Here is a 15,943-nt window from a genome sequence, read left to right as displayed (position 1 = left end):
GCGTTTTTTGCAACTTTTTTGTGCGGTAAAAAAGTTGATAATTCTATATAATGTACATCAGTTGACAAAATGAAATCGTTCCAGTATATACTAAAAATTCTTAAGTTTGTCAACAGCGAGCCCTCCCTCATCTTCGTTCGGGACGCACGGTATTGTTTATTCTTATCAAATGTCAACGCGACCGAACGAAGTGAGGAAGTACCCGAGACGAAGTCCGCCTGTGGTGAGGGTATGCGGCTGATTACATATTATTTATAAAAAATAAATTATTTATTTTACATTTAAAACTTATAAAACTTATGTTATTAACAACTAATAATACTTCATACTATTTATAACTTATAATTACATTTATCAATAACTCAAAATTGATAAATTATAGTCGTTTAGGTATATAACTTTTTTATGCATAATAAATAGACAAACTTAAATAAATTAATATCATGATCAAAAACTATAACAATTATGTTTTGCAAATTAACATAACACAATTATGATATTTGATTTTTTTTGTAATAGGTATATTATTAATACAAATCAAAATTCTTTATAAAAAGGCTTATATGAATATATTAGTTATCAATGGTCCTAATACAAATATGCTTGGTGCAGCACAAACTAAAATTTTCGGAAATACAACACTAGGCGATATTGAAAAAAAAATTAAAGAAGCGGCATTGGGAAGTGCTAAAGTATCATTTTTTCAGTCAAACCATGAAGGTGCTATAATAGACAGAATACATAGAGCTTATGATGAAAGTATAGACTACATCATCATAAATGCAGGAGCTTATGCCAATACTTCTATAGCTATAAGAGATGCATTCCTTGCAACAAATATTCCATTTATAGAAGTTAGTATGAGAAACATTTATGCTGCTGAAAGTTATAGGGCTAAAAGTTATTTATCTGATATAGCATTAGGAGTGATTACGGGTTTCGGAGATAATAGTTATATATTAGCTTTGGCTCATTTGCTATCTATACAAAAAAGAAATGATTAATATAAACGGAGTTTGAAAATGTGTAAATTGACTTTAAATGAAAGCGGTGAAAACAAAAAATTTGATTATGATTCTAGGTTAAACAGATTATTAAAACTAACAAAAGAAAATTTGCTCATAACCAAAAATGAAAATATATTTTATCTAACAGGATTTAAAGGCACTGCAGGCTGGCTTCTCATTAGCGGCGGAAAAAAATATTTATTTGTAGACTCAAGATACTCTGAACATGCTACAAAAGTTACACATAAAACTACTGTTATACTTGTAGCCGCTACATATGCCGATGCTTTGGCAGAGTTCTGTAAAGAAAATAATATAAAAGAAGTATATGCTGCTAAAAGCGGACTTTATCTTGCTGAATATGAAGCTATAGTTTCTGCGATGGTTAATAGTTCTATAAAAATAGGAATAAGCAAAATAGATGTTGATATTATAAGACAAGTAAAAGAAAAAGCTGAAATTAAAATAATAAAAGATAATCTCAACAGAGCTGAAAAAGCCATGACTAAAATGCTTGCTTTTGTAAAAGAAGGTGTTACAGAAAATGAACTTGCAGCTGAACTTGAATATCAAATGCGTAAGGAAGGCGGAGATAAAACTGCATTTGATACTATTTTGCTTTTCGGAGATAGAACTTCTCTTCCTCATGGTGTGCCTTCAGATAGAAAGTTAAAATTAGGCGATAATATACTTATGGATTTTGGTCTGTCAAAAGACGGATACAAAAGCGACATTACCAGAACATTTTTCTTCGGCAAAGGTGAGCATTTTGAAGAGATGAGTAAAATATATAACATAGTAAGAACAGCTCATCTTAAAGCAATAGAATCTGTACATTCTGGAGTATTAGGAAAAGAAGTTGATAATACAGCAAGAGAAATTATAAAAAAAAGCGGATACGGACAATATTTCGGACATGGACTTGGTCATAGTGTAGGTCTTGAGATACATGAATCTCCTAGACTTTCTCCTCTTGTGGACCATATACTTGAAGGAGGCTCTATTGTTACTATTGAACCAGGTATATATGTTCCTAATTTGGGCGGGGTTAGAATAGAAAATATGATAATAGTTACAAAAGAAGGAGGCGTTTCTATGAACAATACTCCCACAGACCTTATAGTATTATAATAAAATATTGACTTATTCTTTTTTTTATATATAATATAATTAAAATTAAATAAAAACAGTTATAGTGTTTTAAATCATTTTAATTAGGAAAATATATGGCAAGAAGAAAGAAAAAATCATCACCAATATTAATAATACTCATTATTATAATCGCATCTATCTACTACTATTATAATAATATATATAAAGATTCAGAAAAAACTCAAAAACAAACCGTAACAAGATATAATAGAGATGATTGGGGAGATTGGATTGATGAAGATAAAGACGGACTTAATACCAGACATGAAGTACTTGCAAGAGAATCACTAATAAAGCCAGTTATATCAAATAACAGAGTTATATCAGGAAAATGGTACGATAAGTTTACAGGCAAATATTTTACTAATGCCAAAGATTTGGATATAGATCATTTAGTACCTTTAAAAAATGCTTATGAAAGCGGAGCTAGTAACTGGAGCAAAGAAAAGAAGAACGAATATTATAATTATATGAAAAATAAAAATCATTTAATAGCAGTATCAAAAGGAGCGAACCGTTCCAAGGGAGATAAATCACCTGTTGAATGGCTGCCTCCTAATGAAGAATATCAATGCGAATATGTACGTGAATGGTATAAAATAAAAACTGATTGGGGGCTTACTATAGAAGAAGGTTTTGATGAAGTATCCAACAGAGTATGCAGAGGAAAATAATTATTATTTATTTTTATTAGCCATATAAGCAAAGCTGTCAAAATATTTCATGATACTTTCATCTGTATGAAATTCATTATCTCCAAGAAGATAATCACATATAACCTCTCTAAGTCTTGTAAACTCTTTAATACTATGCTTTTTATATTGTGCTTCTATAGTTAAATCAATTAATTCTAATGCTCTGTAAGCTGCATTTTTAGAATACTCTATATTATTTTTATTCTTAAAACGTATTGCTCTGTATACTTCGCTTCCAATATTGCCCATCTGCTGTGCCAAGGTAAAAGTTTTCCATCTGCCGTTAGCTAAATCTTTGTGTACATATCCCATAACATCACTCTATCTTTTTACAATATTATTAACAATATTTATTATATCATTTCTAATATTCTCATCTTCAATATATCTTGTTCTATTATTAATACGTATATTTATAAAAGAATAAAAGTCTATAAAATCTTCTAATTCCGGATATATATTAATTCCCCATAAATCCCTTTGAGAAGATCCATTTTCTATTAATAAAGCCTCTAAATCACTATGAAGCTCAGCGTCTAATGCTAAATATTTTTTTCTATACCAACAACACCTTTAACCATTTCTGGAAAAAAATTACCTAGCATATTTTTTATCTCTTCTAAATTAATACTATCTTTTATTATAACCATAAACTTATCTCTTAAAAATATATCTGTTAATATTTTCAACATGCTCTTCATAAGTAACAGAAAAAGCATGTTTTCCAGTACCGTCAGCAACAAAGAATATATAATCAGTATCAGCAGGATTTAAAGCAGCCTCTATAGCCTTAGCACCAGCAGAACATATAGGTCCCGGAGGAAGTCCGGTATTTTTATACGTATTATAAGAATGCTCCATACGAAGGTCTGCATATTTAAGATTAGGTTTTTCTATATAATCACCTTTTACCAAAGTCATAGCATATATTGTAGTAGGATCTGCTTCTAATCTTTTATCAATATTCAATCTGTTGTAGTATACTGAGGATATAAGTTTAGGATCATCTAAAGGACCCATTTCCTTTTCTACTATAGAAGCCATAGTGAGCACTTCATGAACACTGCGTCCTATTTTTTTGGCTCTATCTTCTAAATCTGGAAACTGTTTAAATAAAGAATCTATCATATATGTAACCAATACTTTTGTAGGATTGCCTTTAACTATATAGTATGTAGAAGGAAATATATAACCTTCAACACTATCAGAAGGAATATTGTATTTTTGTAATATTTCTTTATCATGGCATACTTCCAAAAACTCTTTTTTTGTAGTAAAGCCTTGAGCCTCAAGATAAGTACCTATCTCATAAATATTCTTTCCTTCAGCAATAGTAAGTCTTACCATAGCCTGCTTACCGCTGTTAAGATGCTTCATAATATCTATCATACTCATACTTCTGTCTACCTGATAATATCCGCTTAAAAGTTTTCTGTCATATTTTAGATATTTAGCGAAAGCAACAAATATTTTTGAGTTTCTTATAAGCCCTTGAAGTTCTAATTTTTTAGCTATTGTAGAAGCACCTTCTCCCTGCTTTATTTCAAAATATACTTTCTCTTCATCACCGCCTACTGGACTAATCATGTATTGTATAAATGCCGCAGATGAAGCTGATACTATGGCAGCTAATATTATTAATATAATAAGTAATTTTTTCATAACTATTCTCTGTATAAATTATTATTTTTTAGATTAAAACAGATGATTAATCTTTATGTAATAAGTTTTTAATATCATTTTATATTAGAATGTATATTATTTAATGATACTTCTTTCTCTTCTCCAGTGTCCATATTTTTCAATTTACACATTCCTCTTTTTAGCTCATCTTCTCCAAGAACTAAAGCGTATTTTGCATTTCTTTTATTTGCAGATTTAAACTGACTTTTTACAGATTTGCATGCAAAATCATAATCACAGCTTACATTATTAGCTCTTAATGTCTGCATAACTTTCAAAACCTGATTTTCAGTTTCTTTAAAAGCAACAATGAAAACATCAAGCCTATCAGTGATAATATTATTCTGACTTTCAAGCACAAGCAAAAGCCTCTCGATACCCATAGCACTTCCTACAGCAGGAATATCTTTTCCATTATTAAAAAGACCAATCAAATTATCATATCTTCCGCCGCCAAGTATAGCACTTTGAGAGCCTAATGCATTAGTCTGCACTTCAAAAGCAGTTTTTGTATAATAATCAAGTCCTCGTACAAGCATATGATCAACAGTAAAGTTCTGCCCTATTCTTGTAAGTTCATCACATAATTTATCAAAATGCTCTTTACACTCATCGCATACATAATCATAAAATTTTGGTATATCTTTTATAGTTTCTTTGCATTTCTCATTTTTGCAGTCTAATATTCTTAAAATATTTCCTTCATATCTTTTTTGGCATGTTTCGCAAAGCTCATCTTTTCTGCTTCCTATAGCTTCTTTAAGAGCATTATTATAAGCACCCTTACATTTAGAACAGCCTACAGTATTTATTAAAAGATTTACATTGTCAATTCCAAACTCTTTTAACACATTTATATTAAGAAGAATTATCTCAGCATCTATTAAAGGAGAAGTTCCGCCTATACATTCAACACCGAATTGATTAAACTCTCTGTATCTTCCTTTCTGCGGACGTTCAGCTCTGTACATAGTACCTAAATAAAATAATTTATTTATAGCAAACTCATTTTGCATAGAGTTTTCTACATAAGCTCTTGCAACAGACGCTGTACCTTCAGGTCTTAAAGTGAGAGAACGTCCTCCCCTATCTTCAAAGGTGAACATCTCCTTTCCTACAATATCAGTACCCTCTCCTATTCCTCTTGTAAAAAGGTCTGTATATTCAAATAAAGGAGTTCTTATTCTTCCGTATCCGTAAAGTTTTACTATATCTTTTATCTTATTTTCTATAAACTCCAATCTTTTGGAAGAATCATAGAAAAAGTCATTAGTTCCTCTTGGTTTTTTTATATCTAACATCTCAGCTTATCCTAGTATTTTAATTTATTATTTAATTTAAAATCTCCTGTGTTTTACTGCTTCCAGCTTTGGAAATATTTTTAGGAGGTTCATATAAAGGTTTTGAATTTTTTACTGCTCTTATACCTGTTATTTTATCTTCATAAGAAGGCATAGCGGATAAATCTTTAAACATAGTAGAAGAATAATCAAGTATTTGAGTATCTTTAGGTTTTGAAGCAAGTATATTTATAAAATTATTTCTCTGAGTTTCATCAATGACACCTATTCTAGCTCTCCAATAAAGAACTGTTGGATAATATCTATGATCTTCAGTTAGAGAAGAACCTACTTCAGCAAACATTTTATCAGCTTCGTATAAATCATTATATGCAAATAAATTAACAGCACCCAAATAAAGTCTTGTTCTCATTAAAAGATTAGAATTATCTTTTTTATTGTATGCAAATGTTAAGTCAGATTTTGCCTGAGCTGCAAACTCTGCTGATCTTCTGCCCTCATTTAAAAATCTTGAGTAATAAGCAACACCTCTGTAGTAAGTGTATTCTTCTACAGATATTCCCATATATTCATTATAAGGGTTAGTGTTAAACCAATCTGTTGCAACTTTTGCAGGTCTTGATAATACTTCTCTTATTATATTTCTAGTATTTTCTGCATTGCCGTCATATTTATTAGCAGGTGTATTTTCTTTTCCCACAGTTAAAGAAACATCTTCTGTATTCTCTTTTACATTTTCTTTTTCCAATGTTTCACTAGCTTCATTACTATTTGTTAAAGTTTCTTCAGCATTCTCTTTGTTTTCTTCTGAAATATTGGAATTTTCATTAGTATAATGATCTTCTATTATTATAGAAAATAAATTATATTTGTCTTTTTCTACTTTTACACTATTAGTATACAATTTATCTCCAAAAGATATATAAGCATCATATGTACCTTCTGAAACCTCTATAATAAAATTAGTAGAAATATCTGTATTAAATGAATAGTCTTCTATATCCACTCCTATATTTCCGTTATTAGGATTTTTATCTATTAGAATAGTTAATGGATATAATATTTTTTCTTCATCTTCACTAGGTATAACTTCTGGGTCTTCTATTACTATTTCATCAAGTATTTCTTCTTCTATAGCTGGTATTCTTCTGTTTGAAGCATTTTCTGGTGTTTTTTCCTTTTTAGCTATATCCTGAAGTTCATCTAACTCTTTCTTTTCTTCAGGTGCTACCCTATTTGGTACCAAATCTTCTTCATTTTTTTCTTCTATTTCTTTTTCTATATCTTCAATTTCCTTAGTAGGAGCATATCTTTCAAAAACAGCAAATTTCTCTGATGTAAATGCGGATAATCCTTCTTCTTCTGGAAGTATAGGAATAGAGTTTTTAATAAGAGTATATACGTCCATATTTGAAGTAGTCCACTCATAAACTCTTTGCGTCATGTTTTCAGGAGATTTTAAATTCTTCATCATCTCAGAAATGCTTTTATTATCGCCTGTAAAATAATCGTATATTGTGTTTTCTGGATTTCTTGAAAGTATATTTAATGTTTCATAATAGCTGCTGTAAACCATAGGAGTGATATAGCTTAAATACATAGTCCAATATATTGCTGTAGCATAATTAGGATTTGATGTTTTACAGTTATCAGCATAATATTTGAATATTCTTGCAGGAAGTTCTTTATCACCAGGTAAAATAGTAAGTATGCCTCCTATATACAAAAATGCTCTGTCATTATAAGAATAAACAGGATCATTAGGAAGTTCTAAAGCCTGTCTGAAATCACTTGCTGCTCTATTAACTTCTGTTCTTGCAGCCTTAAACTTCACAAATGACAAATATCTGCTTACTCCTCTATAAAAATCAAAAACATATCTATTAACTCCGTATTCATAAGAATAACCATTTTTCTTAAACCATTCTATAGATCTTTTAGGAGCTTTATCTTGCAAATCCTCTATATATTCTGGAAATGTTATATTATTTTGAGAGAATAATGGCAGAGAAAAAATCAATGCCAATGCAATAGAAATGAATTTTTTCATTGTTATCTCCAAATATTTTTATACTATTCGTTAAAATATCGACATCTGTTAAAAAACTTAACCATATTTTACTATAAAAAAATATAATATCAAGTATAAAGCTCTTTGATTTTTGTTTAAGATCCATATATATTGCCAACTTTTTAAAATTATAAGTAATACCTAAATGCAATATGTATGGCTGCCATACAAAGTATTTTTTAATAATTTAAATATTCATAATCTTTATAGGAAGAAGCCTTTCCAATTCTGTTTTTGATACCTGAGTATTACCTGTTATATAGCTTAATACTTTTATATTAGTTTCATCATTTAATGCATTGTAAATATATTCTAATGTATAGATTTTATTATAATTTTCCAAAGGATATATAACATTAACATGATTCTCACATACAAACTCTTTTTCTTTAACTATTGCTGATTTTATATTAATATTTTTATGAGAGCCTGTTATTCTATTGACTGCTATAACATTATTTTTTATTATCAAATCTTTAGAAATATTTTTTATATACTGAAGTTTTCTCTTATTTGGTATAACTATTTTTCCATTAACTATATTAGATGAATATATCAAAGGTATAGCATTATTTTTATCTTCTGTGAGATTTTCTTTATATTTATTCCAAGCAATACTTCCAGTTTTTACCGCATATCCTATATCTTTTAAGCTGACAGTATTTTTGTAGGCATTGTTTAAAAAAGTTTTATCCTCTGTAAATATTGTAATACCATTTTTTGAGAATATATATTTTTTATTTTTATGATTATTAGTTTTTTTAAGTATTAAAAGCATAACCTTTTGATTTGCCATATAAAAATTATCAGCTCCTTCCACAATATGCAAATATTCAACGCTGCTGTTATTAATTATATAATATCTTAGTTTACTGAAAAAAGCCCCGTTATTCATAGAAGGAGGTACAACATATGCTAAATATCCCCCATCTTCTAAAAGCTCTAAACCTAGTTTTATAAATATAGAAAATATATTGAGCCTTCCGCTTATTATATCAGAATATTTTTTCTTTGTTTCTTTATCTGGTTTAAACTCAAAGTAAGGAGGATTTCCTATAATATAATCATATTTAATAGATTTTTCTGTATCTATTTTCAAAGTATCTATGCATTTTATATCAGCATTATTTATTAACTTTTTTGAAATAGAAACTAAACTTTGATCTATCTCAAAACCATAAAGATGAGTATTATCAAAATATTCTCTGCATGATAGAAGAAACTCCCCGCTTCCGCATGCTGGATCTAATATTTTTACATTGTCTTTTTTTTGTGATAAAGATACAAGTTTTGATAAAAGCAAATCTCTTATACTTTTAGGCGTAAAGTACTGCCCTAGCCTTTTTCTTTTTTCTATATCCGTATTTTTAAGATAATCAAAACTTTCTTTTGTATACTCTTTAAGCATCATATTTCTCTTACAAAATTATAAACTATTACAAAACTCTATTACATTATTTTCGCATTTTATTCTATCTTCATGAAGAAAATAATCTATTTTGGCATTATCATTTATAGTTTTATTCTGTTCATAAGCACGCCTAACATATACATTAAAACCTCTGTCAAATTTATATGCAAACAAATTATTCTTACTTTCTTTTTTCATTTTCATTTTAAAATTATCTTCAAGTTTTTTTATCTCTTCAAAGAATGCTATAAGTTCAATTCTTTCATTCATAGGAAGAACATCATCTCCAATAAAGAATGTAACATCTCCCCTGCCGTAAGAGCCGAATATATAAATAGCATTAGCCTTTGGTAAATTGCTATTCCACATAGGATTAGATGATTTGCCGCTGCTGTATTTTATCTCTATAGCAATGATTTTTTTAGATGTAAATATTAAAAAATCTGGGAAATTCTGACTGCCATAAGGCTGACATATAAAGCAATTTTCCATACTTTTATCTTTTAAGGCATAAATATTATCGATTATTTTATCAGAGCTTTTATCTAAAACGTCATTTTTTAGAGGTAAAAGTATATCCTTAATTTCTTTATCGCTTGATATTCTTCTATTAAAACCATAGCGTTTCAAAGAAGACTCAAATCTGTCTTCAAACTCATTGCCCTTTTTGCTTTTCAGCCATTCTTTTTTATTCTTCTGTATATCTATAAAAATATTGCTAAGCATTGTATTAATATATTCATAATATTAGAAATTGTCAAGATAAACTTTCAATTAAATAACTTAAATTTACATACTAAATAAGTAGATTTTTTTTAAAATAATATATTTTTAACTTGACTAAGAATGTTTTTTTTATATAATGTATATTATAAAAATATATCTCTGGAGTTTTATAATGGAAGAATTAAATAAAGACAATTTTGATGAAAAAGTTATTAATTCAAAGGATTTATGTTTAGTTGACTATTTTGGCGATACTTGCGAACCTTGTAAAGCATTAATGCCTCATGTTCATGAATTATCTAAAGAATATGAAGGAAAAGTACCATTCTATTCTTTTAATACTTCTAAAGCTAGAAGATTAGCTATTCGTGAAAAAATATTAGGTCTTCCTACAATAGCTGTTTATAAAGATGGTGCTAAAGTTAAAGAAGTTACTAAAGAAGAAGCTACTATCGATAACATTAAAGCTATGGTAGACAGTATGCTATAATACTTTTAGTATTAACTTACATATTAGAATTTAATAAAGGGGCTTTTTAGAGGTCCCTTTTATTTTTATCAAAATCAATTTCTCTTATATATTGACTGTTATCACTATTAAATATATAATCTAAAAAATATATCAATAATAAAAAATGAATTAAATATGAAGAAAATCATTATATTAATATCCCTTGCAATACTCTTAATATCATCATGTCAAACTGTAAATATTACAGTACCAGATAAATTAAGAACAATTCTTATAAAAAATATGGAAGAAGATAGAACTCTAAATCCATTGTACCGCGAGTTCAGAGCAGCATGGTTTTCTACAGTTGCTAATATAGATTGGCCTGTAAAGGGCGGAAGCGAAAATGAGCAAAAAAAACTTATCATAAAACATTTAGACATATTATATGAAAATAATTTTAATGCCGTATTCGTTCAGGTAAAACCAGATGCTGGGGTAATATTCCCGTCAAAAATTAATCCTACAACAAGATATTTTTTTGGTACTGATTCAAGCGATGAAAAAGATGAATACCCATTCAAAACCGATATGCTTGAGTTTATAATAGATGAAGCTCATAAAAGAAATTTAGAAGTTCATGCATGGTTTAATCCGTATAGAATGTCCTTGACTTATGATAAAAATAAAACTTATGAAGAACAGTTTTCTAAAAAAAATTTCATTCATACATACGTATCTAATAATCTTAAGCCTATACATTGGTATGATAACAGACTATATTTAGATCCAGGTGAACCTATAAGTTCAAAATATATAATAGATTCTGTTATTGAAGTAGTTGAGAATTATGATGTTGACGGCATACATTTTGATGATTATTTTTATCAAAATTCAGCAGGAGGAAAAACATACAAGGATTGGCCTGACAGAGTAAGTGCTGAAAAGTATGGTTCAAAAAGAGGATATGATATTAATAATACCTCTTATGATGATTATGGTGTAAATGGGCTTTATGCTTGGAGAAGAGATAATATAAACAGACTCGTAAGCGATTTATACAAAGAAATAAAATCAAGAAAACCTTATGTAAAATGGACTATATCTCCAGCTGGAGTTTGGAGAAATAATACAAAACTTTCTGAATTCATAGGAAGCAAATATGGAAGTGCTACACAATCATTTAATCCTAATTTTGATGCTTTGCATGCTGATGTTTTATTATGGCTTCTTAACGGAGAAAAGACATCTTCATTAGAAAATGCTTCGGATAAGGACGGATTAAACAGAATGTATGTTGATGCTGTAATACCGCAGATATACTGGAGTTCTTATCATAAAACAGCTCCTTTTGATGTTATAGCTGATTGGTGGGTTAATGAATATAAAAAAGCAAGAGGAATAAATACTGCTGATTTATATATAGGGCATGCCTTATATAAAATGGGAAGGGAAACTAATACTGAACCTTGGCAGAATATAGAACTTATGTCTGAACAAATAGATTATATAAGAAAAATAGGAAGAGGATCTATAAAAGGCTCATCTTTTTTTACTATGCATAGTATGTATAAAAAAGACAGAGACAGCGGAGATTTTGGAAACTTAGCATTAAAATATATAAAAGAAAATAATTATATATTCAAAGCAATAGTACCTACTATGAATACAATGAAAAACATGAGTGAAGCTCCTATAAAATTAGAAAATCCTTCTATAAAAAAGGTTTTCGGAGGTATAGAAATATCATTTACAGACCCTAATGAATACAAAACCGATAAATACGGACATGTATTGCCTTCTGTATCATCATATTATGTTATATACAGAGAAACTATAGGTGAAAGCGGCATAGAATTGATAGATAAAATTAGAAGAACAAATTTTAATACTAATTCTAAAGTAGTTTATAAAGATAAAACTGTAAACTCAAAAAATACATATATATATTACGTTACAGCACTTGACAGAATACATAATGAAAGCAAATATTTAAAAATAATAAATTAATTTGACAAATACAATTATTATTAATATAATTATAATATGATATTAGAAAATTTATACTATACAGAATCTTATAAAAACCATTGGCTTAAATATGGTATTTTGTTTGAAGATAAATATTTCAAAAAAGAAAAGAAAACTATATTAAATGATGATTATTATGTAATTCATAAAAAATATACTGGTTTTATTCATAATAAGGATATTATAGGATATGACAGAACCTTATATAAAAAAGATGAATTAATTTATCATTATAAAAGCGATGATTCTCGTATGTATAAAATAATAAAATATACTGATAATAATGATTATTTTGTATTTAATAGAGATTTATCTGGTTTCTCAATATTAGATTTAAATAATCAAAATAAAATATTCAATTTTTATCATAATAAACCATTATATAATAATAATCAGCTTAATGGTATTTGGGTTTTTATAGACTTTGAATACTATAACAATAAAATACTTTTCTACGGATTTTATATCACTAAAGAAGATAATGGAGCATATAAAAGAGTATTTGATTATATGTTATATAACTTTTCCAATAATATATTTGAAAATCAGAATTATATTAATATAGTTAGCATAAAACAATTAATATTCGATAAATACAATCATGATTTGTGTTTTACATATAAGGCATATTTCAAAGAAGATAATATAATAATAGAAGATTCATTCAATAACAAAATATTTACTATCAAAAATAATGATTTTTAATAGTAAAAAATAATTATATATTCTTGTTATATCAAAATTATAAAGTATAATATTATATATAAAGTTTAGGGGGTATTATTATGATAGATTTTAATGTTGTTGAGTTTAAAAAAGACTCTGCTGTATTTGTGGCTGGAGAAAATTCAAAAGATGTATTTTATATAATTAAAGAAGGTACTATAATAGATAAAAATTATGTTATAGAAAATACAAATTTTGAATTTACAAGAGGAGAAATAATAGGAATAGTTCCAGCTATATTATCAGAACCTTATTATTCAACTGCTATTGCTGCAACAAATGCTGTATTAATAGAAATACATATAAAAGATATATATGCTATTGAAGATACTAAAATAATAGAAAGTATATATAAGCATTTAATAAAGTTTATGGAGATATGGCTTGGAAAATATTTTTATAAATTGGCTGAAACATTAAATATAGGAAGCTATAAAGAAAATAATGCTTTTGAAATAGCAGAAATATACGAAAAAAACGGACTTAAATCTGCTGCCCTATACATGTATAAAAAAATAATAGAAATGTTCCCAGATAAAGACCATAGCGAAGTAAATAACAAAATATCATCAATAGAAAAAGATGAAAAAATAGAAGCTCCATTACAAATAAGTAATAATTTATTTGAGTATAAGGCTGGAAGCTGTATATTCTCTGAGTTGGAAAGTAATACCGAACTTTATGTGATAAGAGACGGAAAAGTAGGAGTATACAGCGTATTTGATGGAAGACTCATAACAAGAATTATATTCACAAGCGGAAATATTATAGGATACAAGCCTATACTTGGAAATAAATTTCTTCTTACAACCTGCATAGTATTGGAAGATACAGTATTGCAAATAGTAAATAAAGAAGACTTTTTGAAACTTGCTTCTACAAATACAAAACTTCAGTATCATTTAGTAAATATTATGGCAAGAAGAATATATAATACAGTTATAAAAAGCTACAGCATAAGTATAAAAAGCAGAGTGGGTAAATTTTACAACATGATATATTCATTTACAAAAACAGCATTATTATTTGATAAAAATGCTGACTTTTTGGAACTTCCATATACGGCTAATGATATATGTGCTATGGTAGGAATTGAAAATACAGATTATATAAAATCAGAAATGAATAAAACAAAAGTAATATTATTTTCGAGAGAAGACAAAATAATTATTCCGAATATTCAGAATTTCTTTAATGAGTATAATATGTATAGAAAAAGAAACTCTACTTCAAATATAATAGAATAATATTTTCTAAAATTCTTAATTTTTGTTTTAAAAAAATAAAAAATATTAAATTTTTTTTAAAAATATTGACATAATTATCCTTTATATTATAATAGCCGCCTAATATAGTGTGAATAATTGATAATAGTGTAGTCTCAAAAAATAATAGTGTTTTTTTACATAGGAGTATTATGTCTAAATATGATACCATCAAATTTAATAAAGATGATATTATTATAAAGTCTGGAGAGAAACCTTTAAATTATTTTTATATAATCCTTAAAGGCAAAACTATATGCTACAATGATTTTTATAAGTCTTATAAGTATAATAATGAAAAAGGAAGTATTTTAGGGTTAGTCTCTTCCATCATAGATGAGCCGTATTTTTCTACTATAGAGGCTGCAGAAGAAACAGAAGTAATAAAAATAAAAACAGACAATATCATTAATATCAATAATGAAGAATTACTAAATAAAATATATGATTATCTTTATCTTGTCTTGGAAACTTGGCTTAGTAAATATTATACAATTCTTGCTAAAAATAAAGTAGATTTGTACAATAAAGATGATATATTAACTATGATAAAAATTTATAAAGATAATGGTTATACAGATGTTGTTCATAAAATGGCTTCAAAATATTTGCATATGTTTCCAGATAATAATGATACATATGAAATAAAAAAAATATTAAATGAAATAGAAGCAGCTGAAAAACCTGAACATATAAATAGAACAACTTTTAAGTTTAAAAAGGGATACTGTCTATATTCAGAAATTGATTCAAGTAATCATATATATATCATTATGTCTGGTAAGGTAGGAATTTATAGTATTTTAAATGAAAAACAAACTATAAGAACAGTTTACTCAAATGGATATATTATTAACGGATATCACCCTTCTCTTGAATATAAGCCTCTTCTAACTACGGCAATCATTCTTGAAGATTCAGTAATTAATATTATAAGCAAAAAAGAATTAGTTAAAATGATAGATAAGGACAGAACATTAAGAATGAATTTTATTAAAATGGCATCTATGAAAGTACATAATGCCATATTAAAAATTAAATCTATAAATACAAAAGAATTAAATAAAAAATTAATAATTATTATTTATTCTATATTACAAATGGAAACCTTATTTCACAAAAACATAAAAACGCTTAAATTATTATATAAAATAGATGATATAAAAAATATGCTTAATATAAATATGTCTAATAATGATATATGTTCAGAACTTAAAAAGGTAAAACATATAGAAATAGACTCTTTAAAAAATATAAATATATCAGATGTTGAAAATTATATAAAAGAATATAAAAATTACATATTTTAGTGTATTATTAAAAAATATTGTTTAAGAGCCATAGATATTGCACAGTTTTAGTTTAAAAAAAGGAGGTATTCCTTATAATTTAAATTATCACAACAAACAAAAAGGAATACCTAT

15 protein-coding genes are annotated in these 15,943 nt (G+C 27.1%); 8 read left to right on the top strand and 7 right to left on the bottom strand.

What is annotated here, in order from left to right; all coding sequences use genetic code 11:
* Positions 1 to 563: 563 nt before the first annotated feature.
* The 3 genes from Q1X91_RS10450 (at position 564) to Q1X91_RS10440 (ending at position 2,833) form a co-directional block, all read left to right on the top strand.
* Positions 564 to 1,004 (top strand): type II 3-dehydroquinate dehydratase, encoded by a 441-nt coding sequence (locus tag Q1X91_RS10450; protein ID WP_300756906.1) that lies wholly within the window; start codon positions 564 to 566, stop codon positions 1,002 to 1,004.
* 18 nt (positions 1,005 to 1,022) lie between these two features.
* Positions 1,023 to 2,138, top strand: coding sequence for an aminopeptidase P family protein (locus Q1X91_RS10445; protein WP_300756903.1), 1,116 nt, complete (start codon positions 1,023 to 1,025; stop codon positions 2,136 to 2,138).
* Between the two features lie 95 nt (positions 2,139 to 2,233).
* Positions 2,234 to 2,833 (top strand): HNH endonuclease family protein, encoded by a 600-nt coding sequence (locus Q1X91_RS10440; protein WP_300756901.1) that lies wholly within the window; start codon positions 2,234 to 2,236, stop codon positions 2,831 to 2,833.
* Positions 2,834 to 2,836: 3 nt separating this feature from the next.
* Here Q1X91_RS10440 and Q1X91_RS10435 read toward each other — a convergent pair whose 3' ends face one another.
* From Q1X91_RS10435 to Q1X91_RS10405, 7 genes are all read right to left on the bottom strand, one after another.
* Positions 2,837 to 3,166: a hypothetical protein gene (locus Q1X91_RS10435; protein WP_300756898.1), complete on the bottom strand. Its 330-nt coding sequence runs from the start codon at positions 3,164 to 3,166 to the stop codon at positions 2,837 to 2,839.
* A gap of 9 nt (positions 3,167 to 3,175) precedes the next feature.
* Positions 3,176 to 3,355 (bottom strand): DUF5674 family protein, encoded by a 180-nt coding sequence (locus Q1X91_RS10430; protein WP_300756909.1) that lies wholly within the window; start codon positions 3,353 to 3,355, stop codon positions 3,176 to 3,178.
* Between the two features lie 153 nt (positions 3,356 to 3,508).
* Positions 3,509 to 4,516: an endolytic transglycosylase MltG gene (gene mltG, locus Q1X91_RS10425; RefSeq protein WP_300756895.1), complete on the bottom strand. Its 1,008-nt coding sequence runs from the start codon at positions 4,514 to 4,516 to the stop codon at positions 3,509 to 3,511.
* A gap of 74 nt (positions 4,517 to 4,590) precedes the next feature.
* Positions 4,591 to 5,838, bottom strand: a complete 1,248-nt coding sequence (gene hisS / locus Q1X91_RS10420) for a histidine--tRNA ligase (protein WP_300756892.1) — start codon at positions 5,836 to 5,838, stop codon at positions 4,591 to 4,593.
* Between the two features lie 31 nt (positions 5,839 to 5,869).
* A complete protein-coding gene (locus Q1X91_RS10415) occupies positions 5,870 to 7,888 on the bottom strand; it encodes a hypothetical protein (RefSeq protein ID WP_300756890.1) in 2,019 nt (672 codons plus the stop codon).
* A 208-nt stretch (positions 7,889 to 8,096) separates the two neighbouring features.
* A complete protein-coding gene (locus Q1X91_RS10410) occupies positions 8,097 to 9,317 on the bottom strand; it encodes an N-6 DNA methylase (protein WP_300756887.1) in 1,221 nt (406 codons plus the stop codon).
* Positions 9,318 to 9,335: 18 nt separating this feature from the next.
* Complete coding sequence (locus tag Q1X91_RS10405; protein WP_300756885.1) at positions 9,336 to 10,046, bottom strand: type II restriction endonuclease; 711 nt, start codon at positions 10,044 to 10,046, stop codon at positions 9,336 to 9,338.
* A gap of 172 nt (positions 10,047 to 10,218) precedes the next feature.
* Between Q1X91_RS10405 and Q1X91_RS10400 the strand changes: the two genes are divergently transcribed.
* The 5 genes from Q1X91_RS10400 (at position 10,219) to Q1X91_RS10380 (ending at position 15,829) form a co-directional block, all read left to right on the top strand.
* Positions 10,219 to 10,536: a thioredoxin domain-containing protein gene (locus tag Q1X91_RS10400; protein WP_300756882.1), complete on the top strand. Its 318-nt coding sequence runs from the start codon at positions 10,219 to 10,221 to the stop codon at positions 10,534 to 10,536.
* A 156-nt stretch (positions 10,537 to 10,692) separates the two neighbouring features.
* Positions 10,693 to 12,507 (top strand): family 10 glycosylhydrolase, encoded by a 1,815-nt coding sequence (locus Q1X91_RS10395; RefSeq protein WP_300756879.1) that lies wholly within the window; start codon positions 10,693 to 10,695, stop codon positions 12,505 to 12,507.
* 36 nt (positions 12,508 to 12,543) lie between these two features.
* Positions 12,544 to 13,233, top strand: coding sequence for a hypothetical protein (locus tag Q1X91_RS10390; protein WP_300756877.1), 690 nt, complete (start codon positions 12,544 to 12,546; stop codon positions 13,231 to 13,233).
* Positions 13,234 to 13,313: 80 nt separating this feature from the next.
* Complete coding sequence (locus Q1X91_RS10385; protein WP_300756874.1) at positions 13,314 to 14,501, top strand: cyclic nucleotide-binding domain-containing protein; 1,188 nt, start codon at positions 13,314 to 13,316, stop codon at positions 14,499 to 14,501.
* 170 nt (positions 14,502 to 14,671) lie between these two features.
* Positions 14,672 to 15,829, top strand: coding sequence for a cyclic nucleotide-binding domain-containing protein (locus Q1X91_RS10380; RefSeq protein ID WP_300756871.1), 1,158 nt, complete (start codon positions 14,672 to 14,674; stop codon positions 15,827 to 15,829).
* Positions 15,830 to 15,943: the final 114 nt, after the last annotated feature.

Source organism: uncultured Brachyspira sp. (genome assembly GCF_949287625.1).
Taxonomy (GTDB): Bacteria; Spirochaetota; Brachyspiria; order Brachyspirales; family Brachyspiraceae; genus Brachyspira.
Note: the sequence above shows the minus strand (reverse complement) of the source record. Positions and strands in the feature narration are given on the sequence as shown.

Excerpts from the sequence above, each read along its gene's own strand:
- Q1X91_RS10450 (WP_300756906.1), top strand. The coding sequence starts at position 564 with ATGAATATATTAGTTATCAATGGTCCTAATACAAATATGCTTGGTGCA.
- Q1X91_RS10445 (WP_300756903.1), top strand. The coding sequence starts at position 1,023 with ATGTGTAAATTGACTTTAAATGAAAGCGGTGAAAACAAAAAATTTGAT.
- Q1X91_RS10440 (WP_300756901.1), top strand. The coding sequence starts at position 2,234 with ATGGCAAGAAGAAAGAAAAAATCATCACCAATATTAATAATACTCATT.
- Q1X91_RS10435 (WP_300756898.1), bottom strand. The coding sequence starts at position 3,166 with ATGGGATATGTACACAAAGATTTAGCTAACGGCAGATGGAAAACTTTT.
- mltG (WP_300756895.1), bottom strand. The coding sequence starts at position 4,516 with ATGAAAAAATTACTTATTATATTAATAATATTAGCTGCCATAGTATCA.
- hisS (WP_300756892.1), bottom strand. The coding sequence starts at position 5,838 with ATGTTAGATATAAAAAAACCAAGAGGAACTAATGACTTTTTCTATGAT.
- Q1X91_RS10415 (WP_300756890.1), bottom strand. The coding sequence starts at position 7,888 with ATGAAAAAATTCATTTCTATTGCATTGGCATTGATTTTTTCTCTGCCA.
- Q1X91_RS10410 (WP_300756887.1), bottom strand. The coding sequence starts at position 9,317 with ATGCTTAAAGAGTATACAAAAGAAAGTTTTGATTATCTTAAAAATACG.
- Q1X91_RS10405 (WP_300756885.1), bottom strand. The coding sequence starts at position 10,046 with ATGCTTAGCAATATTTTTATAGATATACAGAAGAATAAAAAAGAATGG.
- Q1X91_RS10400 (WP_300756882.1), top strand. The coding sequence starts at position 10,219 with ATGGAAGAATTAAATAAAGACAATTTTGATGAAAAAGTTATTAATTCA.
- Q1X91_RS10395 (WP_300756879.1), top strand. The coding sequence starts at position 10,693 with ATGAAGAAAATCATTATATTAATATCCCTTGCAATACTCTTAATATCA.
- Q1X91_RS10390 (WP_300756877.1), top strand. The coding sequence starts at position 12,544 with ATGATATTAGAAAATTTATACTATACAGAATCTTATAAAAACCATTGG.
- Q1X91_RS10385 (WP_300756874.1), top strand. The coding sequence starts at position 13,314 with ATGATAGATTTTAATGTTGTTGAGTTTAAAAAAGACTCTGCTGTATTT.
- Q1X91_RS10380 (WP_300756871.1), top strand. The coding sequence starts at position 14,672 with ATGTCTAAATATGATACCATCAAATTTAATAAAGATGATATTATTATA.